A 26,313-nucleotide genomic window follows, 5' to 3' on the forward strand; every position below is an offset into this window, starting at 1 on the left:
TTCCGAACAGAGAAGTTAAGCCCGCCCGCGCCGATGGTACTGCTATTTGTGGGAGAGTAGGTCGCCGCCATTTTCAGAGCCTTGTTTCAAAATAAGAAACAAGGCTCTTTTATTTTGTCTTTTTATCTTGTGACTCATTTATCGTCCCTCCTTTTCCTCCTTTTCCCTTTCTTCCTCTTCTCCTTCCTTTTTGCTTATCATGGGTGCATGTTGGTCCTTATCGTATGCTCGTTTGGTAATATTTGCGTTTTGTGTGGTTCTGCATCTATCGAAGAATTTTTGTAGAATTTGTATGAGAAAGAAGTAAACTATGATCTTCGGAAATTGTTTGAGAAGCTACATCTGCACAAGAAGTTTGGAGTAATTATGTTGCGGGCGACTTAATGAAAGTTGCTAAAATGAGGAGCTAATTTGAATAAACTCTTAAAACACGTTATATGATTAAGGAAATATAGCATCTATTCTTTTCTTCATGATAATATTATGATATATTTGCCGTATGAAAAAGAAAACCATCTGGGGCATTGCCATAGTCATGGGGATCTCGTTTACTGTCCTGATATTCTTGCAGGTATATTACTTCAACGAGATTGTCGAGATGCGGCGCACGCAATTTGACGAAAATGTCAAACGTGCTCTCTATCAGGCCGTGCACTCGTTGGAACTTCAAGAAACCCAAGCTACGATCGAAACGGAAATTGCAGCAGGAGAGGAAAACCATTCCAAACAGCGGCACAGCGAAATGGAAGATGAAGGAATGGCTTTGCCGCATGTGTATGCTGCGCCGCTTGATTCCGAAAGTTTTGTTCGTCGCCCGAATATTAGGATTGGAGAAACAAGAGGATATACGCCGAGATTGAGTGAAAAGGTGAGAAAGCGTTTCCTTTATCAGAAAGATTTGCTCAATGAGGTGATTTATTCGATCCTTTACAAGCCTCTCGACAAGCCCATAGAACAACGGATCAGCCGTAATGCTTTGGACTATGCCTTGAAAACGGAACTCCAACACAATGGTATTGATCTGAAAAAGATGCACTATCATTTTCAGGTGTTCACGGTCGACGGTCGCGAGGTGATGCGTTGTCAAGACTACGAGGAGAGTTTTGGAGATGCTGTCTTTCGTCAGGAGATCTTTGCCAATGACGCACCGGCACAGATGGGAATCATACAAGTGAGATTTCCCGAAGTCGGTTACTATATCTTCGAATCGGTGAAATTTGTGCTTCCGGCGATCATCTTTACTTTTGTCTTGCTGTTTGTGTTCATATATACTATTTACACGATATTCCGACAAAAGCGTCTGACGGAGATCAAGAATGATTTCATCAACAACATGACCCACGAGTTCAAGACCCCGATCTCCTCCATTTCTCTCGCCTCTCAAATGTTGGCAGACACTGCGCTCCCCAAGAATGAGGCGATGTTGAAACAGTTGTCGAGTGTCATCATTGACGAAACAAAGAGGTTGCGTTTTCAAGTGGAGAAAGTGTTGCAGATGGCGATGTTTGACCGTGATGACACCACGACGTTCAAGTTTCAAGAAGCCGATGCCAATGGTATCGTGGAGGAAGTAGTTTCGACGTTTCGGCTTAAAGTCGAAAGTACCGGCGGAAGTATTGACAGTTACATCGAAGCGGAAGATCCGATTATCTTGGCCGACCCGATGCATTTTACCAATCTGATTTACAACTTATTGGAAAATGCTTTGAAATATCGAAAACCCGAAGTGGAAGTGAAATTGCTTGTTTCTACTTTTAATGAATCCGGAAAACTGAAAATTACCATTAAAGACAATGGTATCGGTATCAGAAAGGAGGATTTGAAACGTATCTTCGACCGCTTCTACCGCGTTCCCACCGGAAACGTGCACAACGTAAAAGGAGTGGGCATCGGATTGGCATACGTCTCTTCGGTGGTTAGGGCGCACAACGGAACCATACATGTAGACAGCGAATATGGCATTGGCACTACGTTTACCATTACTATCCCTCTTTTGGAGGCATGAATAAAATAATAATAACTCCCAAATACTTACAACCATGGACGAAAAAATGAGAATTCTCTTATGCGAAGACGATGAAAATCTCGGAATGCTTCTTCGCGAATATCTTCAAGCCAAAGGCTATGAAACCGTGCTTTGCTCCGACGGAGAAGAAGGCTATCGCGAGTTTCTGCGCAGCAAATTTAATCTCTGCGTATTCGATGTGATGATGCCGAAAAAGGACGGATTTACATTGGCCAAGGAAATTCGCATGACCAACACCGAAGTGCCTATCGTGTTCCTCACGGCAAAGACGTTGAAGGAAGATATTTTTGAAGGCTTCAAAATCGGTGCCGACGACTATTTGACGAAACCCTTCTCGATGGAAGAGCTGACGTTCCGCATTGAAGCTATTTTGCGTCGTGTTCGTGGCAAGAAAAATCGCGAACGTACTGTTTATAATATTGGTTCTTACGTGTTTGATACGCAAAAACAAACACTTTCGCGCGGAGAAGAAAGCCGCAAACTCACCACCAAAGAGAGCGAGTTGCTCGGATTGCTCTGTGCTCACACCAATGAGATTTTGCAACGCGATTTCGCGCTCAAAAAGATTTGGATCGACGACAACTACTTCAATGCTCGCTCAATGGATGTGTATATCACCAAATTGCGCAAGCATCTCAAAGATGACCCCGAAGTGGAAATCATCAATATTCACGGTAAGGGATATAAGCTCATCTGCCCCGAAGAGGAAGAAAAAGCATAAACCCTTCTTGGAAGATTACGAATGCAATAAAAAACGACACAAAATGATATTTGTGTCGTTTTTTTGTTCCATATCGTTTCAATATGTGCGGTTGTTTTGGAGAATAAAGAAATAGTACTTATATTTGCGGTTAATTTTCCATTAATTTTATCCTTTCTTTATTATGAACATTTTTTCAAGAAGTCTGTTCCTCCTTGTGGTGGCCGTCGGCATGTTATCTCCCGACCTGGCTGTCGCTCAAAAAACGGTGGTTGACGCTCATTTGGCCAACGGAGGTCTTTTTCGTCTGAAAAACCGTGGTTCCGGTCGTTACATCACCGAAAACAAAACCGATCATGGCTTGACCGGTGTGACCCAACAGACGGTAAAGCCCGGAGCTTTGTCGCAAATTTGGATCCTAAAAAAAAATGACGGTTCTTACAGCCTCCGCAACGCTTACACGGGGCGTTACATTCCGGCCGAAAACGGAAAACCGATGAAAACGACCTTGGGGGCAAGCAAACTCTACATAAAATACAGTGCCGCAAACAATGGTACAACCACCTCGTATGTCACCATTTCATGGGACGCCAAATATGAAGGCGAAAAATGCTTGAACGAGAACAATGGAACGAGATACATTTTGGGTTGGAAGGCCAATTCGCCGTCGGTAAACGATAAATTCTCAGACTGGGTTCTCGAACCGGCCAAGGATGTGACGGATGATGAAATCAAAGCGCAAATCACACAGCAAAACCATTTCACGAAGCCCACCGAAAATGCCTATGTGCATATCGTGAGTGCGGCCTATGGCAATGTCATCACCGAATCTCCGGGCAACAACAGTCTTTTCTGCATCGCACCCGACGCCGGCGATTTTTCGCAGGTGTGGAAGTTGGAGAAAATATCAGACAGCCAGTGGGCTTTGAAGAACGCCCTTACCGGCCGCTATATCCAAAAGCAAAACGGTAAGCGTTCAAGCGGTTATAAAACGACGACTGCCAAGCAATCTTATACCTTTTCGGAGGGAACGGATCCTTATGTGATTCAGTATAGCATCGAAGATGCAGGCGGTGTGGGTTTGCACGATGCTTCTTCGCAAGACCATCTGTTGGTAGGATGGGATATTTCGGCAGAAGCCTCACAGTGGGGCTTAAAGACGGTGACCGTGGACGAAGCGGCTCTGAAAGCCAAACAAGACGAATTGGCAGTTTACAGTGTGCTTACTCCCATCAATATCATCAAAATTCGCACAACTCTCAGACACTATTTTGAAGACGAGGCTTGCACTCGCCTGAAACCCGAATTTCAAAACATGAGCGATGACCAGCTCAGAGCGAAGATGAGCGAAGAGCCGACCGATCCCGCCGATCCGGTCAAAATTGCCATTCCGCTTTTCATTCAAGATATGGCTGTAAAAGTCAAGAACGAGTCTTGGGGACATCGCGAAAAAGAATTCCGCATTCACAACTACGATGTGTTTACCGCGGGCGGATACAGTGACGGCGGCTATCGCGACATCATCGGTACGAATTTCTGCTTCGGTGTTCAGACCGGTCCCACCGGCATCAGTGTGAAACGTGGCGATGTCTTGACCATTTATGTGGGTGCAACGCCCAAGTATGGCGCATCAATCGGCGTGATGCTTACTTCCGATTTTGCGGTAAATGGAGAAGTCACCCCGTTGCAAAAAGGTTTTAACGTGTACACCGCCGCCCGCGACGGTTTCATTTTCATCAACTATCATCTGAAAAACAAGTTGAAGAAAGTGGCAGACTATCCTGCCATTCCCATACACATCGAAGGCGGCCGCGTGAATGGATATTTCGACATCACTCGCGGACACACCAATGCCGACTGGCTCGACATGGAGAAGACGCTTTTCAAGGATAAGGTGATCCACATGCAGTCCAAGTACACGCACTATCTCTTCCACCTTGATCGGGTCAAGAAAAGAATGGGACAGAGCTATCTGAACAAATATCCCACCATGTATGCCGACATGCGTGCCAATCGTGTGGATGCCGACGGCGTGCCCAAGGGGATCCAAGGGGTGCTTCAACGTTGGGATTCGATTGTTGCCATTCAGTATGATTTGATGAATGTGAAGCTCTACCAAGACCGATTCAAAGGAATGCTTTCCGCCAGTTCCAATGCTTCGGGAAATCCCCACGCCTCTTCTTTCGGAACGTATTATCCCGATGCCGGAGGTATTGTTGATTACTACGACATCACTATCGGTCGAGATACCGACGAAGGAGGAAATCTTTGGATGTTGGCACACGAAATCGGACACATTCACCAGCGTTACATCAATATGGCCGGTTGCACCGAAATCTCCAACAACTTCTACTCTCAGGTGACGGCTTGGAAGCAGGGTTCCCACGTTGGTCGCGGCGGCCCGCTCTCCGTTGCCATGAATCACTTCCACAAAGGCAACAACTGGCACGAATATGATCTTTGGATTCGCACGCGTTTCTATTTCCAACTTTGGCTCTATTTCCATGAAATGGGACATAAGCCCACGTTCTATCAGGAATTGTTTGAAAGACTGCGTCGCGAACCGATGACCGCTTCTACCCAAGAACACGCTCCCGGCAGCGGAAAAACCGACTTCCTCAGATTTGCCAAACACTGCTGTGACGTGGCAAAAATGGATCTCTCCGAATTCTTCCAATTCTATGGCATGTTCCAACCGACCAAAAACTATACTGTCGGCGATTACACCAATACCTACTTCTCTACAACGCAGAAAGACATCGACGAAGCGATTGCCTATATGCAGAAATACCCCAAGGGTCCCGAAGGTTTGCTCTTCATCGACGAGCGCATTCGCAAAGTGCCTGCCACCTATCCCGGAGCTCCTGCCGGTGCCATGCGTTGGGCTACGACCAGAGACGTGCATCCTGCCCAAGCCTCGAAAGTGGGCGATGTGGGCATGTATCTCGACTATCGCAACGACATCGAGGTGGCCCCTTACACGTGTACGGTTTCCGCAACGGGAAAGGTGACTATCCAAAAAGACGGTAAAGGAGCTGTCGGCTTCAAAGTGTATGACACCAACCGCAAGCTGGTCTATGTTTCCAACACTTGGACGTTCAACTTGCCCGAAAGTATTCGTAAGGCCGGCTATTACATCTGTGTGGCCTATGGCAATGGCAAACAGCAATCTATCTACAACGCCACTAATGTCGCTTCAATCGGAGAGACCGTTGTTGAGCCTGCCGACCAATTTGCCGTGATCTATGACCTTTCCGGCCGTCGCACCCATAACCCGAAACATGGTGTTTACATTGTGAACGGAAAACTTCAAGTACGCTAATTTTGGCGCAATTTTTCTCGTCATACAAAAAGCTCTCTGTCCGTCGATAGAGAGCTTTTTGTGTAAACAGGAGAAAGAGGGAATGCTCAATCGGCGTAGTGTGGTCAATACTGTCGGTGTGTCCCCAATGATTATTTTGTAAATCGCCGAAAAACATACACTTTGCTTTGAATATTGCTGAATTTCAGTGAAATGGGAGTGTATGCGGCAGTTCTTTTGTATACACGGCGGTAGGTTAAGTCGATGATATACAGATGAAAATGAATGTAGGCAGTTCTTTGCAAAACCTACACTGTCTACATGGTTGTGGTTTCGGACATCTTCACACCTTCCCGATGCAGCGTGTAGGTTGTAGAAACGAATGTAGATAATTTCCCGTGTTGTCTACATACGCAACGGGTTGTTACTCTGTGGTTTAACCCATGCAGTGTAGACAATGTAGATAAAAAGAAGAAAAACTCTTGGTAGAAGCCGGAAATTGTATGTTCTTACGAAGAACGGCCTCACTTTCTCTCCGTTTTTCCGAATAGATTTTAATGCGTCGGAACGCAACTTACCAAAGGAGTAGAATAAACGGAGTAACGAGTAGAAATTTCTATCTCAGAGGTAAAGATTTTGCTAAACTATTTCATGCGAAAGACGCGAATGCCCCTATTGTGAGGGATGCGTTGCAGATAGTCGTGAAGCGGCCGTTCGTCTTCGATCACTCGTTTGAAGTCGGTCGAGGCATGTAGCATGTGGAGTTTGCCGTCTTTCCCCCACGCGGCGAATCCTTGGTGCGAGTAGTCGAGCCCGCTTTTGTCGGTCACGATCACAATGATGTCGCCGTCGCGGATGCTGCCCAACTCTTGGCGAGAACCTCCTGTGTGTCGTTTCGGCAGAAAACGCCCCGCCGCCCCGCTGTGTTTGCGCTCCCATGCCGCTATTTCGGCCACTCGTTCGGGGCGGTTTTTCAACATCTTGTAGGCCTCGGCGTGTCGGCTCATGTAGTGCAATTTCACATGGAGCGGCCGTGTTAGTTTTTGAGGAAGCCGAACTTCTTCTATCGTCCCTCGTTTCAAGTGGTCGTCTATCCAAAAGGTGAGATAATGCAGTCGGGAAACGTAGCCGGCGCACTTGCCGTTGCGATATCGGATCCGCTCCAAACGGCGGCAATAGTCGGAAAAGGAACTTCCACCTTCGCGGCGTGTCAGTGCAAGTGCCGATGCCGTTTCCACCAACGTGGCGCAGTCCAAACCTCGGAGATTTACGACGACTCGCTCCGGATCGGCCGCTTCAAGCGTGTGCGCCACATAGGGGCGTCCTTTCAGCTTACGGGCAAAATCGAGCGATGTATTCAAACTTCTGTCGGCCAGTAGTTTTTCCACTTCCACCGAATCGCGTCTGTCAAACACTGCTCTCACACTTACCTTCGTTTCCACGCGTTCCTTTGCCTCCGCACTTTCCTTGGTTTGTGTGCTGCCTGTCGGCTCGATCTCGGCATGGAGCGAGAGGCAGAAAAGGCCGTCGCTCCCGGCGGCGGGAGGCTCGGTGTTCGACCGACCTCCCGTTGCCAAGAGCGACAGCAGTAAGAGAGAAATATACATTGCGTTGAATTTACCGCCGCATCAGCTTTCGATCTGTCGAAAGTCTGCGGCACAGTGTCGTCAGATGAGTTCGACGGAACGTTTCACGAAAGCGTTGAGTGCTTCTCCGCGGAGCAGTCCGTTTTGCAGCAAAGCCAAGTCAATGAGTTGCGGCACGATTTTGTTTGTGCGGGCGTAGTCGGCCAAGGCCGTTTCGCGCAGGTTGCGTTGTGCGGCGATGTCGTCGTTCACCTTTTTCAGTTCGGCCTTTTCGTCTTCGGTGATCTCTTCCGCCTTCATGGCCTGCTGAGTCGTTTCGATGGCCTGACGGCGTGCTTCGAGTCCGCGCAGTTCGGCGTCAATGGGTGCGAGGCGTTCGGCGAGGTTGCCGTTGAGCTCTTCGTTCACACTTTTGACAAGGCGGTGATCGGTGTTGAGCACGAGGCTGTACATGTCGGGCATTTCGCCGTAGAACGACATGCCCTGTTGCAGTTGTGCCATTTCTTTCATGCGGCGCATATATTCGCTTTGGGTGATCACAACGGGTTGTGCCTCTTCGCCCATGGCGGTGGCTTCAACGTGGAAATCTACCTTTTCCACTTTGGGCAACACGGCTTTGAACACTTGGCTCAGATTTTCGCGCACGGCTTCGTCGGCTTCGTTCACTTTCGAGTCGGCTTTTTGAATGAGTCGCTCCACCGTGTCGCCGTCCACGCGCACGAAGCGGGTCTTTTCCCATTTCCGTTCGAGTTCGCTCACCAGCGGCGCATCGAGTTGTCCGTCGAGCAAGAGCACGTTGTAGCCCTTTGCCGTGGCTGCCTCGACGTGGGCAAACTGCGCTTCCCGGTTGTTGGTATAGAGGCAGATGAGGTTGCCGTCTTTGTCGGTTTGCGCTTCTTTCACGGCTTCCTTGTATTCGTCGTAAGTGTAGCACTTACCGTCGATGTCTTTGAGCAGGGCGAAAGATTTGGCTTTGTCGTAGAAGTCGGGTTCGGAGAGAATGCCGTAGTGGATGAAGAGTTTCAGGTCGTCCCACTTCCGTTCAAATTGTTCGCGGTCGTTTTTGAAGATGCCGCTCAGGCGGTCGGCCGCTTTTTTGGTGATGTATTGCGAAATCTTCTTCACGTTGCGGTCGCTCTGCAAGTACGAACGGCTCACGTTGAGCGGAATGTCGGGGCTGTCGATCACGCCGTGGAGCAGGGTGAGGAAGTCGGGCACGATGTTTTCCACCGAATCCGTCACGAACACCTGATTGCAATACAACTGGATTTTGTTGCGATGTACCTCGATGTTGTTCTTGATTTTGGGGAAGTAGAGCACCCCCGTCAGGTTGAAGGGGTAGTCCACGTTGAGGTGAATCCAGAAGAGCGGTTCGTCCTGCATAGGGTAGAGGTCGCGGTAGAATTTTTGGTAGTCCTCGTCTTTGAGGGACGAAGGCGTCTTTGTCCAAAGCGGTGTCGTGTCGTTCACTTGGTTCGGCTCTTCCGTCTCCACCTGTGTGCCGTCTTTCCATTCCGTTTTCCGTCCGAACACGACGGGAATGGGGAGGAAACGGCAATATTTGTTGAGGAGCGTTTCGATGCGTCCTTTTTCGAGAAACTCCTTGTTGTCATCGTCGATATGGAGAATGATGTCCGTTCCGCGTTCGGCGCGCTCGGCGTCTTCGATAGTAAATTCCGGCGTTCCGTCGCAGCTCCATTTCACTGCCTGCGCCCCTTCTTGGTGGCTGCGAGTGACGATGTCCACTTGTTTGGCCACCATGAAAGTGGAGTAGAAGCCCAGTCCGAAATGTCCGATGATGGTGGCTGCGTCGTCTTTGTATTTTTCAAGGAAGTCCGTAGCTCCCGAGAAAGCGATTTGGTTGATGTAGCGGTCGATTTCCTCGGCCGTCATACCGATACCCCGGTCGCTCACGGTGAGTGTGCCGGCCTCGGCGTCGATTTTCACTTCCACGTTCAACTCTCCCAATTCGCCTTTCACTTCGCCTTTGGCGGCAAGTGTTTTGAGTTTTTGGGTGGCGTCTACGGCGTTGGCCACGATTTCGCGGAGGAAGATTTCGTGGTCGCTATACAAAAACTTTTTGATGACGGGAAAGATATTCTCGGTAGTGATGCCGATATGTCCTTTTTGTGAAACCATAATGATATAATTAAGGTGTTTGTTGATAATTGTTTTTACCCTGTTTTCTCTGCAACTTCCGTGCCAATCTTCTCCGCCTGCCGTTTCCGATCCTTCGAATGACAAGAAGAGAGAAACGCTTTCCGCTCAAAATGCCGCCGGCGTGTCGCTCTTTCGTTCTTCCTGCGTTGGGACATGTTCTTCCGTAAAAAGTCGTCAAAAGATACGAATGCTTTTGTTTTTATGATTATCTTTGCCACTCCGAAACTGCGGTCGTCGGCATTGTGGCCTCGTCCGAAAGTAGGGCAAAGCCAAGAGGAGTATCTTTCTTTTCTCCTCGTGCGCGTTCCAATTCTTCCGTCGCATGTTTCTTGCAATTCTTATTTCACGACATCACTTCACAACACTACCACCATGGGCTTAGGACACTGGATTGGCGGAGCCTTGGGCTTCGTCGTAGCTCCCGGACCTCTCGGCGTGATAGCCGGAGCGGTTTTGGGAGGATTGGTCGAAAACTTATTTTCCGACAAGGGTAACGAAGCGGCAACTCGATATTATGACGAAAAGGCCGGAAATCCTCACGCATATTCCCAACAAGAACAGCGCAACGATTTTCTGTTTTCGCTTTTGGTGCTGGCCTCCTATATGATTCAGGCCGACGGCAGAATTATGCACAGCGAAATGGAATTTGTTCGTCGTTTTCTGCGCTCCAATTTCGGAGAGAGCGCCGTGATCGAAGGCGAGGAGATATTGCACAACCTGTTTCGGCTGCGCAAGAAAACGGTCGATGCCCAAGGCCGCATGGCTTATGAGCGTCTGATCAGTGACAGTTGCAGGCAGATGGGTGCGGCAATGTCCTACGAGCAACGCTTGCAGTTGTTGGCACTGCTGGCCGAAATCGCCAAAGCCGACGGCCGCATAGACGCTGCCGAGGCCGGAGCACTTCGGGAAATGGCTGTGGCAATGGGGCTGACTGCTGCCGAAGCCGAATCGATGCTCTACATGGGTGGAGATTCTTTGGAGGATGCTTACAAAGTGTTGGAAACAGATCCCGACGCCTCCGACGAAGAAGTCAGAAAGGCTTATCGACGTCTTGCCCTCAAACATCATCCCGACCGAGTGGCAGCATTGGGTGAAGATGTCCGAAAAGCTGCCGAACGAAAATTTCAAGAATTGGGCGAAGCCAAAGAGAAAATATACAAAGCACGCGGCATGAAATGAACGGTTTCGAGCAAAGATCAGAGTTGCCGCCGTCGTTCTGCCGACCTCTTCTTATTCTGTCTGTGGCGGCATGGCATCGATTTGACAAACCCAAATCCTCATTTTTTAGGATTGTCGGTTTTCTTCATTACTTGTACCTTTGCACACGAATCTTAAAACTTCATTCCATGAATATCAAACACTTCTTTTCGATCGCCCTTGCCGCAGGCACGCTTGCTACTCTTCCCGCCACTTTCACTTCTTGCGATAACGACGACACGTCGAATGTCGATCTCACCCGATGGACGTCGCTCAAAGTATCCGGAAACTACAAAGCACAAAACATCATCGGTGTGCAATCTCTTCGTACAAAGCTTGAACTGGGCACGATGAAAGATCAGCAATTGCTCATTACGCCCGATGGAGCAGATCATATCACAATTAAACTTGCTGAATATGCCCTGCCGATCAACGAGGCTTCCGCTCCTTATTCGCTTGTCGCTTCCAAGGCGTTTGAACTGAAAAATATCAAAACAACCCTCGAATCCAATGGTGATATTTCCATCTCCGGAGCCGTGAAAGGCAATGTTTCCATGAAACTTGTCGGCAGAAAAGGCAATGCCAACGAAACTGATTTCCGCGAATATGAAGTGAGCAACGGATCTGTCACAGGAACCATGGGTAAAGACAGAGAGCTTTCGCTCACCATTTCGTTTCAACCCGGTTCGATGCCTATGCCTATCGTTTACACCATCCGCGCCAAACGCTAAATCCATACGAGAATGAACAAGTTTTTGTTCTTCCTTTGCATGCCGGGACTTCTTTTCGGAGTTTCGGCATGCAATGGTATTTTGAGTGACATCTACGACACGCCCTCCGAGCAATTCGTCGCCTCTCACGGTTTCGTCTCCCACGATGAAACCACAGGTCGCGGTCGCATTTCGCTCGACATGAAAAGTTATGGGGCATGGACTTATCTCGACTTCGCACAACTCCGTGCGACTACACTCTCCATTCCCGAAACCCTCAGCGGAGAGTGGGACGGGCGTTCGGGATACAGCTACTATCAAGTGACCCTGCCCTCCACTTTCAAACACCACCGCACCCTTCCCACCGACAGCATGCCCACTCCCGAAAAATGGGACATCGCGTTGCATCACTACGACGTGCGCACCAACGGAGGAGCGGCTTTCGAAACACCATACACCTCGCTCGAACAGCTGTTGAGAGAAGGCAACCGGGCGCAACTGTCGGCACAACCCTTCACGCCCGACACATGGACGACGCACCATTGCTACTACGATCTGACCGGCATCTACGAATACTACATCGGCTACCGGCATTCGTGGTGCAATCTCGTGCTTTCGCGGTGGATGGACATGAACGTCAGTCAGCCTCCTCCCACCTATACCCTCAGCCGTCGTGTCTATCTCGTGCGTTTTGCCGACGGCAGCATGGCCGCTCTCCATTTTCCCGATCACATCAGCCCCTCCGGCAACAAAGGGCATGTGACCATTGACTATATTTATCCCTATTGATTGTTTGGAATACCTCCGTTGCCGCTCCGTCGTTTTTATGTTCGTCTTCCGATTCCTCTTTTTCGTTTTGTCGTTCAGTGCGGCCGCGGCTTTTTCCGTTGCCGCTGTTCGGCATTCGTCGCCCGACAGCCTTTGGGTCGAATCCGTGGAAAACGGAGTGCAGCTCGAAACGGCCGTCGTGACGGGCACCGGAACTCGGAAAACACTGGCTGACACGCCTGTCCGCACACGTCTTATTACGGCCGACGACATCAAAAAAAGCGATGCCTTCGATCTGCGCCAACTGCTGCAACACGAACTGCCGGGAGTGGAGTTCAGCAAAGCCCTCAGCCAACACACCGTCTTGAACTTTTCGGGTTTCGGCGGACAACAACTGCTGTTTTTGATCAACGGCGAGCGGTTGGCAGGTGAAAACATGGGCAACGTCGATTTCTCCCGCATCAATCTGGCCGATGTCGAGCGCATCGAGATAGTCAAAGGCGTCTCCGCCCTCTATGGCAGTGACGCTGCCGGCGGGGTGATCAACGTCATCACGCGACAACAGCGTCCTCAACCGTGGACATGGCAGATCGATTGGAGAAAATCTGCTCACAACGACCGAAAAGTCGGCACCTCCCACACCCTCAACCGCCGCCGTTGGGCGCACACCGTGCAGTTGCACCACACCGCTCACGACACCTACTTCTTGCCCAATCCGCCCGATGCCGCCCTCTATGGGAAATACGTGCTTCATCGCATTTCCGGCGAAAAAACATGGAACATGAATGAGCGTTTCGTCTTTCGCCCCACCGATCAACTCCGTCTGTCGGCACGCGCCGGTTATTTCTTTCGGCAACATGCCCACGACGCCGGCGAAGACCAACGCTATCGGGACTTTTCGGGTGGTTTGAAAGCGGAATGGACTCCTTCCGACGAGCGACGTTTGGAACTGTCCTATGCTTTTGACCAATATGACAAAAGCGATTTTCATCGTGAGAAGCGGCTTGACCTGCGTGATTACAGCAACGTGTTGCACGCCTTCCGTGTCCTTTATGCCCGGCCGTTGAACGCTCTTTCCAAAGAACACTCCCATGCCCTTCTCCTGCTCGGCGGCGATGGGCAGCGCGACTATCTCTCCTCCCGTCAGTTGGGAGAAAACGGCATCCGTCATCGCTATTCGGCCGATGTCTTTGCGGAACTCGATTGGACGCTCGGCCGCCATTGGAGTGTTGTGGCCGCCACGCGCTACGACTATCTCACCGACACAAAGCAAGGACACCCCACGGGAAAACTGTCGGCGCGCTATCGGCGCGGTGCTTTCACGCTGCGAGCCGGTTGCGGCAGCGGGTATCGTGTGCCGACGCTCAAAGAGCGATTTATGCACTTTCACTTGCGCGACCTGTTCATCATACGCGGCAACGAAAATCTGCGTCCCGAAAAGAGCCGCGGTTTGCATCTCTCGGCCGAATGGGCAAAAAACGGTTGGTCGCTTGAAACCTCAACCGACTATCAGCGCATAGCCCGACGCATCACTACTACCCGCCCTTCCGACGAGCGTGATCCCAAAAGCCGACTTCCGTATGTGGACTATGTCAATGTGCCGCGTTTTGAAGTGTTTAATGTTGAAACGACTGCACAACATCGCCGCCGCCACCGCAACCATATCGTCACGGCACGTTTGGCCTATGCCTTTACCCACGAAAAAGCCCGTGAGAGAGAAACTCTCACGCCCTATATGCCTGCGCGCCCACACAGTCTGACCGCTCGTCTTGACTATCGGCATGCCTCGACCAATGCCTTCGACGGCGTGTTGAGCGGTCGGTTTCTTTCTGCCATTCGGGGCGAAGAATACAACGCTCTCACCCATGAGGCGCGCCCGTTTCGCTATCCGGCCTATTTCCTGCTCAAACTCTCTCTCCGTCAGCAATTCGGCCGCGGTGTGCAACTCTATGCCACGATCGACAACCTGCTCGACTATCGCCCTCGGGTCTATCTCTACAACTCGCCGCCCACAACCGGCATCACCCTCACCGCCGGGGTGCGTCTTGATCTCCACGCCCTGCGTTTTTGAACCGTTCGCCTCCCCGTCGCCGACTGCTTCGTTCAACCCTCTCTCAACCGCTCACTTCCCAAAACTCTTGTTAGGCTATGAAACTTTCCGCTTGGAGAAAATGTCACAAATGGATCGGATTGCTCTTTTGCTTCTTCCTGCTGATGTTTTGCTTTTCGGGCATCGTGCTCAATCATCGTTCGTTTTTTGCCGACAGCACCGTTTCGCGTCGTTATCTTCCCGAAACTTTCCGATATAAAGACTGGAACCAAGGCCTCTTGCGGGGCACTTTGCGACATGGCGACAGCATCATTGTCTATGGCAGCGGCGGCATTTTTCAGGCCGACACCATGGGCACTTCCGTTGTCGATTTCAACGCCGGTCTGCCCCATGGCGATCACCGCAACATCCGCTCTGTCGTTTCGCTGCCCGACGGACGGCTCTATGCCATGGGCTTGTTTCACCTCTATGTCCTTCTTCCTCCCGAAGACGTGTGCCACGGACAGACGCGCCAATGGCAACAAGTGAAATTCGATTTTGAAGAAGAGCGTTGGAGCGACCTTGTGTTGCACGGCGATACGCTCATCGCCGTCGGCCGTTCTTCCCTCTACGTGTCGCGTCCGCCCTATCGGCATTTCAAACGCGTTGTGCTCCCCGCGCCCTCCGATCACACCGGAAAGGTTTCTCTCTTTCGCACCGTTTGGCTCTTGCACAGCGGAGAGCTTTTCGGGTTGCCCGGCCGTTTGCTCATGGACGCCGTGGCGTTGGTGCTCATCGCACTTTCGCTCACGGGCATCATGCACTGGCTGTTTCCGAAATATCTGCGCCGATTGCCGTTGCACCGCCGTCGCACCGCTGCCCGCCGAATGAAGCAAAACATACGCTATCACGACCTCTTCGGGCGCAAGACCATTGTGCTCACCCTTCTCCTCGTTTTCACCGGTTGGTGTCTTCGTCCGCCGTTGCTCATCGCTTTGTTTTCATTGGAAACACCGCCCATTCCCTACACCGCGCTCGATCAACCCAACCCTTGGCACGAACGGCTGAGAATGTTGCGCTACGACGAACGGATGGGCGACTGGTTGCTGTCTGCCTCCGACGGCTTTTATTCCCTCAAAGACTTTGCCGACGTGCCACGCCCCATTGCCGATGCCCCTCCCGTGAGTGTCATGGGGCTCAATGTGCTTGCTCAAACGCCCCAAGGGAAATGGCAGGTCGGTTCGTTCAGCGGATTTTACGAGTGGGACAGAGCCGGCGGAAAAGCCTACGATTACACCACCGGAGCGACCGTGGCAAAGGCGGCTTCGCCAAAGCCTTTCGGCGGAATGCCCGTGTCGGGATACAGTCGTGATTTCTGCGCTGCCGACGGCACACCGATAGATTGCGTCGTGCAGCACCGTGCCGGCACTTCTCTCATAGCCATGCCCGAATCTTTCCGTTTCTTGCCGATGTCTTTGTGGCATGCCGCTCTCGAACTGCACAACGGCCGCCTCTATACCTTCTTGGGCAAATCGGCCGGATTTTACATCTTCTTGGCCGGCTTGCTTTCTATTCTCGTGTTGTGGAGCGGTTGGGCAATCAGATTTCGTCGTCGTTCTTGCTCCGAGGCTTCTCGAAAGTGAACCCTCCGTTGCGCCGTTTTCCATTGAAGGGAGCTGTCCCATGATTTCCGCTTCCGGCTTCGTCGCATTTCCGATGAAACCGCCCTTTTGAGCCGTTTCTCACCCCAATATTTTGTTTTTTGCCGTTTTGCCTTCGCAAAATGCCTTTTCTGTTTGATTGTCAGCGTGTTTGTTGCGAAGGCAAGTGAAGGCAAACCGTCAAAGTGATTTTTCAATCGTTTGAAAATCAGTACTCTTACGGTGAAGGCAAACGGCGGGGTTTGCCTTCACTTACTTCCGCTGACGAAAGACGAAAAATGGCTTTTTCGAGTGGGTGAAAGCAAAAATCCGCCCCAACATCATGAAATTCAGGTGTTTGCAATTTCGTCTTTCGGTTTGCCTTCACTTGCCTTCACCGGAAATCTCTGAAAACCATGTCGTTGGGTCGTTTTGCGAAGGCAGTGAAGGCAAAAACATAATTCTATGGAACGCGCGCGTGCGCGCGAGAAAGGTTGCTTTTCTCGTTTCGACGGGAGATGGCTTTCACTACCTTTGAGATAGAAATTTCTACTCCCAAGGTAGAAATGCCCACCTCTCAGGCAGGCGTGTTTTTCCGCATGACGCCAATGCCCGACCGAACGGCAATGGAAAAGAATGACGGAGATTCGGTAGAGAAATGGCGGTGATATTTTCGGGGAAAACGCCTGCTCCCTCCCAAATGCCTTCGACACAATCGGAACCGACAGGGGGAAAAGAAGAGGAGGGTACCGATATTGACCGCGGAAAGCAGAGTGAGGAAACCTCTGCAAAAGCCCCAAAGATAAATCAGATAGCTATTAAATGACTTACATAATTCTTTTATGTAATGAACTGTTACAGTGATTTAATGCTATCTCTATATCGTCTTAATTCTTCCTCTCCAATATTTTTTATTGCCAAATCTAATTCATTAAGTAGTCGAGTTTTATCATTAGGTATCATTCCGATAAACGGGACTGTGTTTGATACCGTATTTCCTAACAAAGTTGTTTCTATACAGAGCTTTGAAATGAAAGTCCGTAGTTCTAACAACCGTTCGTGTTCAGTCGCCTCTATAAAATTGCCACGCTGTATTTCTATGTATAAGTCTGATTCGGGAAATACTGTTAGCGATACAAAGTTTATGGTAAAAGGGTGCAACTGATTGAAGACATTTGCAGTATTGATAGCGTTCTGCTCACCCTTGTCTTTGCCTGCAAGTCCTGTCAGATATACGAAGTTATATCTGATATTAGCTTCTTCCAACTTCTTGCATTGCTCGACAATATCATTAGCCGTATATCCCTTGTTCATGACGGCCAATGTTTCATCATCACCCGATTCAGTTCCGATACTGATACTGTCGAAACCTAAATGACGCAGGTTTTTCAATTCCTCTATTGTTTTCGATTTAATATCTGAAATACGGGCAAACATACCGATGCTTTCACAATAGCGAAGATATTTCCTAATTAAAAGACCTAAATCCAGCAACCTGTTATAACTTAATACAAATGGATTTCCCCCCGTTAAAAACACTCGCCGAGCTTTGGACTGGTAACTTTGTATCACTTTCAAATCTTCTTCGATTTCCGTAATAGGAGATAGACGAAACTTTGTTCCGTAATACAAACTACAAAATTTGCACTTGTTGTGAGTACATCCGGCAGTTACCTGTAAGAGTTGGGAATTTGCCTCGTAGGGTGGTCGCCATACTTGTCCCGTAAAATGTAATAGTTTCATATAATTGCAAATTAAGCACTTGGAATTGATTCTTTTATGTATTTTTGTGATACAAAGTTAGGGCGTTCTTTTTGAATAAAGAAGAACTGCGCTATCTGTCAGTTACTTACGTTGGAGTTAGTTTTTCTCTATATCAATGTATTCAAAGACGGAAAAATGCGAAAAAAGTTAGATTATAATTATTGTTCTGCTTCCCCTATACTGGAATGGATGGGTGACAAATGGGCTTTGGTCGTTTTATTGAAGCTACACGAGAATGGAGTAATACGTTTCAATGAACTATATAAAACAATCCCCTCTATATCGGAAAAGATGCTATCTGCTGTTTTACGGTCATTGGTTACGGACGGATTGGTAAATAGAAAAATATATCCATCAGTTCCACCCAAAGTGGAATATCATGTATCAGAATTTGGAGAAACTTTAATCCCTCATTTAGAGCAGTTGAAACAATGGGGACAGGAAAATTTTGAAACGATAATGGAGAACAGACGGAAAAATAAGTATTGAAATTTAGTGCAAGGCGCAAGTATATATCTATATATAACTTGCATCTTGCAATAACCGCAGAAGGCTTGTTTTCAATGATTTGCCTATGTCAAAAGAAAGCTGTATCTTAGAACCGTATTTTAGGCAGACAAGGAACAGCCAAAAGATGGCAGAAAAACGTTATTCTTGTAACCTCAGTTGTACCCCTAAGGCTTTGATATAGTGATAAAAAACTCTCAGGGGAAAAGAATGACGGAGGAGGATCGGCAGAGAAATGGCGGTGATATTTTCGGGGAAAACGCCTGCTCCCTCCCAAATGCCTTCGACACAATCGGAACAGACAGGGGGAAAAGAAGAGGAGGGTGCCGATATTGACCGCGAAAAGCAGAGTGAGGACTTTCAAGGCACGATTCGGAAGCAAGAAACTTTATCACAAAGCCATTCAAAGGGCAACCCTTATTTTATTCGACACCAATCGTTTCGGAATGGTTGCTCCGACGCATCTCTTCATTTTTGACAAGGAGTATCGGAAAGGTGAAAAAAAAGTCGTACATTTGCACGGAATAAGTCCTTTCTCCGCATGCTGATCGTCAAGCGTCTTGATACATTCATCCTCGGCAAGTTCCTGCAACTTTTTGTGGGGGCATTTTTCATATGTCTGTTTGTCTTCATGATGCAATTCACATGGCGTTGGATCAACGACCTTGTGGGCAAAGGACTGACTCCGGATATTCTGGCACAGTTCTTTTGGCACATGGGCATCACGTTGGTGCCGATGTCGTTGCCATTGGCTGTGCTGCTGGCGTCGCTGATCACGTTTGGAAACATGGGCGAAAATCTCGAACTGCTCTCCATGAAGGCAGCCGGGGTACCGTTGGTGCGCGTCATGCTTCCGATTTTGTGGATCGTTGTGCCGCTTGTGGCGGTTTCGTTTCATTTTCAAAACTCGATTGCCCCCAATGCTCACCGTGCGCTTCGCACGCTGGCCACTTCGATCAAAATATCGCAACCGGCTTTGCAAATCCCCGAAGGCGTTTTTTACGGAGGGGTGGAAAACCTCAATCTTTTTGTAGAGCGCAAGAATGCGGAAACGGGCATGTTGTATCGCACCATTATCTACAAGACCGATCAAGGTTTTGACCGTGCGCAAATCGTGTTGGCCGACTCGGCACGCCTCGAACTGACGGCCGACAAACTGCACTTGCGACTGACGCTTTGGTCGGGAGAGCAGTTTCAAAACCTGAAATCCGACAACATGTCGGTGTTCAATTCGCAAAGCGTGCCTTACGACCGCGAAACGTTCTCCTACAAGCAGTTGCTCATCGACTTCGACTCCAACTTCAATCAGCTCGAAGCCGACCAGCTCCGTTCTATGCCGCAGGCCAAAAACATGAGACAGATCGTACACGACATCGACTCGATGAACCGTGCGATCGACTCTTCCGCTCTTGATTTCCACAAAAGTTTGGTGGATCGTTCGACGTGGGACGGGCAATCGTTGAGTAAGAAAGATTCGATGGCCGTACTGAAAAAGTTCAAAGCCCGCCCGATCACCTTCGACCGAATTTTGAAACGGTTTTCTGCCGAACAGCGCAAGCAGGCCGAAGCGCAGGCGGCTTCCCGGCTGCAAATGCAAAGTGCCGAATACGATTGGCGAAGCGAGAGTATCAAAGAACAGGAATATCAAATCCGCCGTCACCAAATCGAGTGGCATCAGAAACTCACGCTTTCACTGGCTTGTTTGTTATTTTTCTTTGTCGGTGCTCCCTTGGGCGCAATCATTCGCAAGGGCGGTTTGGGAATGCCGACCGTCATTTCAGTGGGAATTTTCATTCTTTACTACATCATCAACACATCGGGAATGAAAACCGCACGCGACGGCACGATCAACATGACTTTGGGCATGTGGATTTCGACCGCCGTGCTTACTCCCGCCGGAGCTTATCTCACGTTTATGGCCAACCGAGATTCGGTGGTGTTCAATCTGGATGCCTATAAGGCGTTCTTCCGCAAGGTCTTGGGTTTGCGCACGAAACGACATCTGCACCGCAAAGAAGTGATCATCACCCCCCCCGACTACGAAAACGATCTTCAACATCTGCATACGCTCATCCGACAGGCCGAAGCCTACACCAAGGAAAACCGCCTTTGGCTCGCCCCCAACTACTTCCGCATCTTCTTCCGGACACGCCCCGATGAGCAGGTGGAGCAACTGAGCGAAAACCTCGAAAATCTCGTGGAGGATTTGGCCAACACTGCCGACTTCCATGTGTTGCAAACCCTCAACGAGCTGCCACTCATTCATGTCCATTCACACACCACGCCTTTCTCGCGAAAACGCTACAACTGGACGTTCGGCCTGCTTTTCCCCTTGGGTGTGTTGTTGTGGTTGCGCATTTGGCGTTTCCGTTTGCGTCTGCTTAAAGACTTACGACAGATAGTGAAATCGGGCGAGCGACTCGAACAGCAAATCCGCCAACAAATACAACCACACACTTCGGCTGTCTCCGACTGAAAAAATATGGGAAGAGATCGCGCCAATCCTCTTGTGGAACTTTTCTTAATCAACGTTTCATCATGAAAAAACTTCAATTAGCCACCATAGACCAAGCCCTCGCCGATTTCAGAGAGGGAAAGTTCGTTGTCGTCGTCGATGACGAAGACAGAGAAAACGAAGGCGACCTCATCACTGCCGCCGAACTCATCACCCCCGAAAAGATCAACTACATGCTCAGTCATGGGCGCGGCGTACTTTGCGCTCCGATTACCAAAGAACGCTGCCGACAACTCAAACTTGATCATCAGGTGCAAAGCAACACCTCAGTGTTGGGTACACCGTTCACCGTGACCATCGACCTTTTGGAAGGCTGCACGACGGGAGTGTCCACCCACGACCGTGCCGCCACCATTCGTGCCTTGGCCAACCCCGACGCACGCCCCGAATGGTTCGGCCGCCCCGGACACATCAATCCGCTTTATGCCCAAGATCGCGGCGTTTTGGCAAGAGCCGGACACACGGAGGCTGCTGTCGATCTCGCACGAATGGCCGGACTGCAACCCGTGGCCTGCCTCATCGAAATCCTCAACGAAGATGGCACCATGGCACGCATGCCCCAGCTCATAGAGTTTGCACGCCGCGAGGGGCTCAACATCATCACCATCAAAGACCTCATCGCCCATCGTCTGAAAGAAGAAAGCCTTATAGAAAGAGGTGAAGAGGTTAATATGCCGACCGATCATGGCTCGTTCCGCCTCATCCCCTTTCGGCAGAAAAGCAATGGTCTCGAACATGTGGCGCTCTTCAAAGGAAGCTGGGAGCCGGGCGAACCGTTGCTCGTGCGTGTACATTCGAGCTGCGTGACGGGCGACATTTTCGGCAGTCGCCGGTGCGATTGTGGCGAACAGCTGCATCAGTCCATGAAACTGATAGAACGCGAGGGAAAAGGGCTCATCCTCTATCTCAACCAAGAAGGGCGCGGCATCGGGCTGATGGCCAAAATTGCGGCATACAAATTGCAAGAAGAGGGTTATGACACCGTTGACGCCAACGTGCACCTCGGCTATGACCCCGACGAGCGCGACTATGGAGTGGGGGCACAAATCCTCCGTTCGCTCGGTGTGACAAAGATGCGCCTTATCACCAACAATCCCGTAAAACGTGTCGGCCTCGAAGCCTATGGTCTTGAAATCGTGGAGAATGTGCCTATGGAAATCTGTCCTACAAAAGAAAACGAAAAGTATCTTCGTACGAAAAAAGACCGTATGCACCATTCGCTCCATAATTTGAAATAAAAGAAGTTACACCCTTAATCCTTTTTCACCATGTATTCACAAGAGCAATACAATCGCACCTACACCATTCCCGGGCAGGGACGTTCCCTCTCCTTTCCCGCCGTGATGAAAAACGTATATATTTGGATGGCACTGGCGCTCGCCATGACCGGCCTGACGGCCATGGCCGTGGCCACACAGCCACAACTCGTCGCAACGATCTTCGGCAACAAAGCCCTCTTTTTCGGTCTGATCTTGGCAGAGCTGGGCTTGGTGTTCTATCTGTCGGCACGCATCATGAAGATGTCCTTTGCTTCGGCCGGTTTGGCTTTCGGCATTTACGCCGTGTTAAACGGCATTACGCTTTCGGGCATTTTTCTGGCTTACACCATGGAGAGCATCGCCCAAACCTTTTTTGTGACGGCCGGAACGTTCGGCGCAATGGGTGCCGTCGGCTTATTCATCAAAAAAGACCTTTCGGCCATCGGGCGCATCTTGTTTATGGCACTCATCGGGTTGATCATCGCCACGGTTGTCAATATGTTTTTTAAGAATTCGACCATTATGATGCTCTGCAACTATGCCGGCGTGCTCATCTTCACCGGATTGACCGCCTACGACACGCAGAGAATAAAAAACATGCTCCAACAATACGGCGAAGAGCAAAGCGAAACCACTATGAAACTTGCACTTCTCGGAAGTCTTATGCTCTATCTCGATTTCATCAACCTCTTCCTCTATTTGCTCCGTTTCTTCGGCAGCAGCCGTGACTAACCCAAGCTCCCGACCGCCAAGGCCAAGGGCAGAGATATTCGACGCTCTGCCTTTGGCCTTGGTTCATCCACATCGACTATCAACATTTCTAAACCTTTTCTTATGCAACTTTCCGCTCGCCTCAACCGATTGGCACCTTCCGCCACGCTTGCCATGTCTCAAAAAAGTGCCGAACTCAAAGCGCAAGGCATAGACATCATCAATCTCAGCGTAGGAGAACCCGACTTCAACACGCCCGACCACATCAAAGAAGCTGCCAAAAAGGCAGTGGACGAAAACTGGTCGCGTTACAGTCCCGTCCCCGGTTATCTCGATCTGCGACAAGCCATCTGCGACAAGCTCAAACGCGAAAACGATTTGGAATACGCCCCCACGCAGATCGTTGTCGGCAATGGCGCGAAACAAGCGGTTTGCAATGTCATTCTTGCCCTTGTCAATGAAGGCGACGAAGTCATCATTCCCGCCCCCTATTGGGTAAGCTACCCCGACATGGTGCGTTTGGCCGACGGCACTCCCGTCATCGTCGAAGCCGGCATTGAGCAAAACTTCAAAATCACTCCCGAACAACTCGCCGCCGCCATCACCCCCCGCACCCGCGCCCTCATTCTCTGCTCTCCTTCCAACCCCACAGGCTCGGTATACAGCGCAGCGGAATTGGAAGGTTTGGCCGCCGTGCTTCGCAAACACCCACAGGTGGTTGTGATTGCCGACGAAATCTACGAACACATCAACTACGTCGGTCGCCATGCCTCCATTGCCTCTTGCGAAGGCATGAAAGAGCGCACCGCTCTCATCAACGGCGTGTCGAAAGCCTATGCCATGACGGGCTGGCGCATCGGTTTCGTGGCCGCTCCTCTCGACTTGGCCAAAGGGGTGAACAAGTTGCAAGGCCAATACACTTCGGGACCGTGCTCCGTTTCTCAAAAAGCAGCGGTAGAGGCCTTTGTCGGCGACCAACGCCCCGTCGAAGAAATGCGTCAGGCTTTCCTCCGTCGCAAGAATCTCATTGTGCAACTGGCCAAAGAGATTTCGGGATTTGAGGTGAACGATCCCGAAGGCGCGTTCTATCTTTTCCCGAAATGCTCTTCTTATTTCGGCAAAAGCTGTGGCACACGAACCATTCGCACGGCCGACGATTTCGCACTCTATCTGCTCGAAGAAGCGCACGTTGCCACCGTGGGCGGCGATTCGTTCGGAAGTCCCGAATGCTTTCGCATGAGCTATGCCACAAGCGATGAAAACATCGTAGAGGCCATGCGCCGCATCAAAGAAGCGTGTGAAAAACTCCAATAAACGCTCTAAAAGAAGCGTGGGCAAAATAAAGTCTGAAAGAAAGAGGCAAAACTATAAATTCCGAAAGAAGTGGTGCGATGTCAGGCGAAAGCCATATTTTTCACCTCGTTTGCCCGCCATCTTTCTTCCGACTGAAAACTCACCTCGTCCATTCGAGGTATCATCGTCCCGACAAATCGTTGCAGCCGCCGAAAACACAATGTTTTCGACGGCTGCAACATTTTTGCGGAAGCTGTAAATCAACAAGGCACGCAAGTTGTTTTGCGGATCTGTCAAGGAATAAGAAACGGTATGACCTCTTGTCGTATATCCACAGAGAGGGCGGTGATATGTCGGTGTATCGCCCGTCCGTCCACGCTTACCGCAACGCGTCCGATGCGCTTCACCTCCACGGCCGCCGCTCTCCAAACGCTGATGCCTTTTTGAGAAAGAAACCGCCGCCGAAACAGCAAAACAAGCGCAGCAAAAGCCTGTAACAATTCGGGACGCCTCACGGCCGAAACATCCAACAAACCATTGTAAGGAACGGCCGACGGCGTTTGCCCATAGCCCGTGCAAGAACCGATGCACAGCGTGGTGATGCGCTGCGAATAATCCCCGCTCCCGATATGCAGTGTCATTCGGGTGGAGTGCCGATGCAGCAACAGCATGAAAGCACTGCTCAACTCCCGAAGCCACCCGATGCCGCGCCAAAAACTATGCGCACGGCGGCGGAGCTTGATAATGGAAGCCGCCAAACCGACATTGACACAGTTGAGAAAACTGCGCTCGATGATCTCTCCGTTGATCGTTTGCAACCGCACGCGTCCGACATCCACCAGTCGCGTGCGTCCTTTTTGAAGGGCGTCGATCGTGGTTTCGGGCGCAGACGGGCGAAAGCCCCAATAGCGTGCAAAGTCGTTGATCAAACCATTCGGAATGACACCCAACTTCGGATATTCTCCTCCTTTCGGAGTTGCTTTGAGCATCCCGTTGAGTGCTTCGCACAAAGCCGCATCTCCTCCAACGACGACGATCGTGTCGTAGCCGTTGAGGGTAAACATACCGGACAACCGCTCCACGCTGTCTGCTCCGTCGCTCTGCACGAAGTCGAAGGCCTGCCCGCTGTGTTCGAGATAATCTCGAATGCGTTTCCAGCGTCGTTGCCGTTTGCGGTTGCCCTCCGTCGGGCAATAAATCACGCCCCAGCGTTCATGTTTCATAGGCAATCATGTTTAGCGCAAGTTCCACTTTTTCTTCCATCGGCAGCAGGGCGTCTATCCAGTGAATGGTACAACCGCGTTTCTCCATGCCTCGAAACCACGTCATTTGCCGTTTGGCAAATTGGTGGATGGCCGTTTCGAGTTGCACGAACATCTCGTCACGGCTCAATTTTCCGGTGGCATGAAGCGTGAGATATTTATATTCGAGGCCGTAGTAGATGAGGTCGTCTGCCGAAATCCCCTCGTCGAGCAATCCTTCCACCTCTTCAACCATGCCTTGATCAAGTCGTTCGCGCAGACGTTTTGAAATTCTCGAACGTCGGGTTTCGCGATCGATGCTCAGCCCGATATTGAAAGATGAAAAGGTGGGAAACGCTCTTTCTCCTGCATTTTTTTGCAGGTTGTGGGTTTCGATCTCAATGGCTCTAATGGCACGTTTGCACGAATCCACGTCCGTCGAGTTGTGCATTTCCATTCCCGCTCGCGCTTTCAGTTCGGCCAGCATGGCGGTGAGTTCTTCGAGATTTTTTTCTTCGAGTTCGGCTCTCAACTCCGGATTTTGCGGCACATGGCTGATGTTGTAGCTTCTGATGATGCTTTCCAAATACAAGCCCGTTCCGCCACACACCAGCACCCTCTTTCCGACCGCCCGAATTTTCCGGTAGGCTTCAAGAAAATCCTGTTGATACCGATAAAGGTTATATTTCGTGCCCGGTTCGACAATGTCGATGAGATGATAAGGCACGCTTCCTCCGTCGGGCAACAAATATTCGGAAAGATCCTTTCCCGTGCCCAAGTCCATGCGACGATACACTTGGCGTGAGTCGGCACTGATGATTTCGGCCTCCAACCGTTGGGCGAGCGAAACGGCAAAACTTGTTTTTCCGCAAGCCGTAGGGCCGAGAATGGTGATGAGATCCATAC

At 50.2% G+C, this 26,313-nt stretch carries 19 protein-coding genes; 14 read left to right on the forward strand and 5 right to left on the reverse strand.

All coding sequences use genetic code 11. The features are described from left to right. The first annotated feature begins 499 nt into the window (after positions 1-499). The 3 genes from EII14_RS04885 (at position 500) to EII14_RS04895 (ending at position 6,048) form a co-directional block, all read left to right on the forward strand. On the forward strand, positions 500-2,005 hold the full coding sequence (locus tag EII14_RS04885; protein WP_124931444.1) for a HAMP domain-containing sensor histidine kinase: 1,506 nt from the start codon (positions 500-502) through the stop codon (positions 2,003-2,005). A 34-nt stretch (positions 2,006-2,039) separates the two neighbouring features. Then, on the forward strand, positions 2,040-2,747 hold the full coding sequence (locus EII14_RS04890; RefSeq protein WP_124931445.1) for a response regulator transcription factor: 708 nt from the start codon (positions 2,040-2,042) through the stop codon (positions 2,745-2,747). Positions 2,748-2,910: 163 nt separating this feature from the next. Then, positions 2,911-6,048 (forward strand): M60 family metallopeptidase, encoded by a 3,138-nt coding sequence (locus EII14_RS04895; protein ID WP_124931446.1) that lies wholly within the window; start codon positions 2,911-2,913, stop codon positions 6,046-6,048. 623 nt (positions 6,049-6,671) lie between these two features. Here the strand turns inward: EII14_RS04895 and EII14_RS04900 are convergent. Further along, positions 6,672-7,634, reverse strand: a complete 963-nt coding sequence (locus EII14_RS04900) for an N-acetylmuramoyl-L-alanine amidase-like domain-containing protein (protein WP_124931447.1) — start codon at positions 7,632-7,634, stop codon at positions 6,672-6,674. A 60-nt stretch (positions 7,635-7,694) separates the two neighbouring features. Beyond that, on the reverse strand, positions 7,695-9,752 hold the full coding sequence (gene htpG / locus EII14_RS04905; protein ID WP_124931448.1) for a molecular chaperone HtpG: 2,058 nt from the start codon (positions 9,750-9,752) through the stop codon (positions 7,695-7,697). 393 nt (positions 9,753-10,145) lie between these two features. Between htpG and EII14_RS04910 the strand changes: the two genes are divergently transcribed. The 6 genes from EII14_RS04910 (at position 10,146) to EII14_RS09320 (ending at position 16,785) form a co-directional block, all read left to right on the forward strand. Then, a complete protein-coding gene (locus EII14_RS04910; protein ID WP_124931478.1) occupies positions 10,146-10,952 on the forward strand; it encodes a DnaJ domain-containing protein in 807 nt (268 codons plus the stop codon). 167 nt (positions 10,953-11,119) lie between these two features. Further along, positions 11,120-11,701 carry a hypothetical protein gene (locus EII14_RS04915; protein ID WP_124931449.1) on the forward strand — a complete coding sequence of 194 codons (582 nt, stop codon included), beginning with the start codon at positions 11,120-11,122 and terminating at the stop codon, positions 11,699-11,701. Positions 11,702-11,713: 12 nt separating this feature from the next. Beyond that, on the forward strand, positions 11,714-12,469 hold the full coding sequence (locus EII14_RS04920) for an HmuY family protein (protein ID WP_124931450.1): 756 nt from the start codon (positions 11,714-11,716) through the stop codon (positions 12,467-12,469). Then, a complete protein-coding gene (locus EII14_RS04925) occupies positions 12,447-14,519 on the forward strand; it encodes a TonB-dependent siderophore receptor (RefSeq protein WP_124931451.1) in 2,073 nt (690 codons plus the stop codon). Before EII14_RS04920 ends, EII14_RS04925 begins: the two co-directional genes overlap by 23 nt. Before the next feature lie 77 nt (positions 14,520-14,596). Continuing rightward, positions 14,597-16,120 carry a PepSY-associated TM helix domain-containing protein gene (locus EII14_RS04930; RefSeq protein ID WP_124931452.1) on the forward strand — a complete coding sequence of 508 codons (1,524 nt, stop codon included), beginning with the start codon at positions 14,597-14,599 and terminating at the stop codon, positions 16,118-16,120. Between the two features lie 515 nt (positions 16,121-16,635). Further along, entirely contained in the window at positions 16,636-16,785 is a 150-nt protein-coding gene (locus EII14_RS09320) for a hypothetical protein (protein ID WP_158608329.1), read from the forward strand. Between the two features lie 187 nt (positions 16,786-16,972). On the opposite strand, the gene EII14_RS04935 is transcribed toward EII14_RS09320, so the two are convergent. Then, positions 16,973-17,860 (reverse strand): radical SAM protein, encoded by an 888-nt coding sequence (locus tag EII14_RS04935; RefSeq protein ID WP_124931453.1) that lies wholly within the window; start codon positions 17,858-17,860, stop codon positions 16,973-16,975. A gap of 156 nt (positions 17,861-18,016) precedes the next feature. Here EII14_RS04935 and EII14_RS04940 point away from each other — a divergent pair, with 156 nt between their 5' ends. The 5 genes from EII14_RS04940 to EII14_RS04960 all read left to right on the forward strand — a co-directional run bounded on the left by EII14_RS04940 (position 18,017) and on the right by EII14_RS04960 (position 24,187). Further along, positions 18,017-18,370: a helix-turn-helix domain-containing protein gene (locus EII14_RS04940; RefSeq protein WP_124931454.1), complete on the forward strand. Its 354-nt coding sequence runs from the start codon at positions 18,017-18,019 to the stop codon at positions 18,368-18,370. 559 nt (positions 18,371-18,929) lie between these two features. Then, entirely contained in the window at positions 18,930-20,864 is a 1,935-nt protein-coding gene (locus tag EII14_RS04945) for an LptF/LptG family permease (protein WP_124931455.1), read from the forward strand. Positions 20,865-20,926: 62 nt separating this feature from the next. Continuing rightward, entirely contained in the window at positions 20,927-22,141 is a 1,215-nt protein-coding gene (locus EII14_RS04950) for a bifunctional 3,4-dihydroxy-2-butanone-4-phosphate synthase/GTP cyclohydrolase II (RefSeq protein ID WP_124931456.1), read from the forward strand. A gap of 30 nt (positions 22,142-22,171) precedes the next feature. Then, positions 22,172-22,894 carry a Bax inhibitor-1/YccA family protein gene (locus tag EII14_RS04955; protein ID WP_124931457.1) on the forward strand — a complete coding sequence of 241 codons (723 nt, stop codon included), beginning with the start codon at positions 22,172-22,174 and terminating at the stop codon, positions 22,892-22,894. A gap of 102 nt (positions 22,895-22,996) precedes the next feature. Beyond that, the gene (locus tag EII14_RS04960) at positions 22,997-24,187 is read left to right on the forward strand and encodes a pyridoxal phosphate-dependent aminotransferase (RefSeq protein ID WP_124931458.1); all 1,191 of its coding nucleotides are present in this window, start codon (positions 22,997-22,999) and stop codon (positions 24,185-24,187) included. 272 nt (positions 24,188-24,459) lie between these two features. Here the strand turns inward: EII14_RS04960 and EII14_RS04965 are convergent, their stop codons facing one another. Then, positions 24,460-25,389, reverse strand: a complete 930-nt coding sequence (locus EII14_RS04965; RefSeq protein WP_124931459.1) for a diacylglycerol kinase family protein — start codon at positions 25,387-25,389, stop codon at positions 24,460-24,462. Further along, entirely contained in the window at positions 25,379-26,311 is a 933-nt protein-coding gene (gene miaA, locus EII14_RS04970) for a tRNA (adenosine(37)-N6)-dimethylallyltransferase MiaA (protein WP_124931460.1), read from the reverse strand. Before miaA ends, EII14_RS04965 begins: the two co-directional genes overlap by 11 nt. Positions 26,312-26,313: the final 2 nt, after the last annotated feature.

The sequence above is a fragment of the Alloprevotella sp. OH1205_COT-284 genome, assembly GCF_003859795.1.
Lineage (GTDB): Bacteria > Bacteroidota > Bacteroidia > Bacteroidales > Bacteroidaceae > Alloprevotella.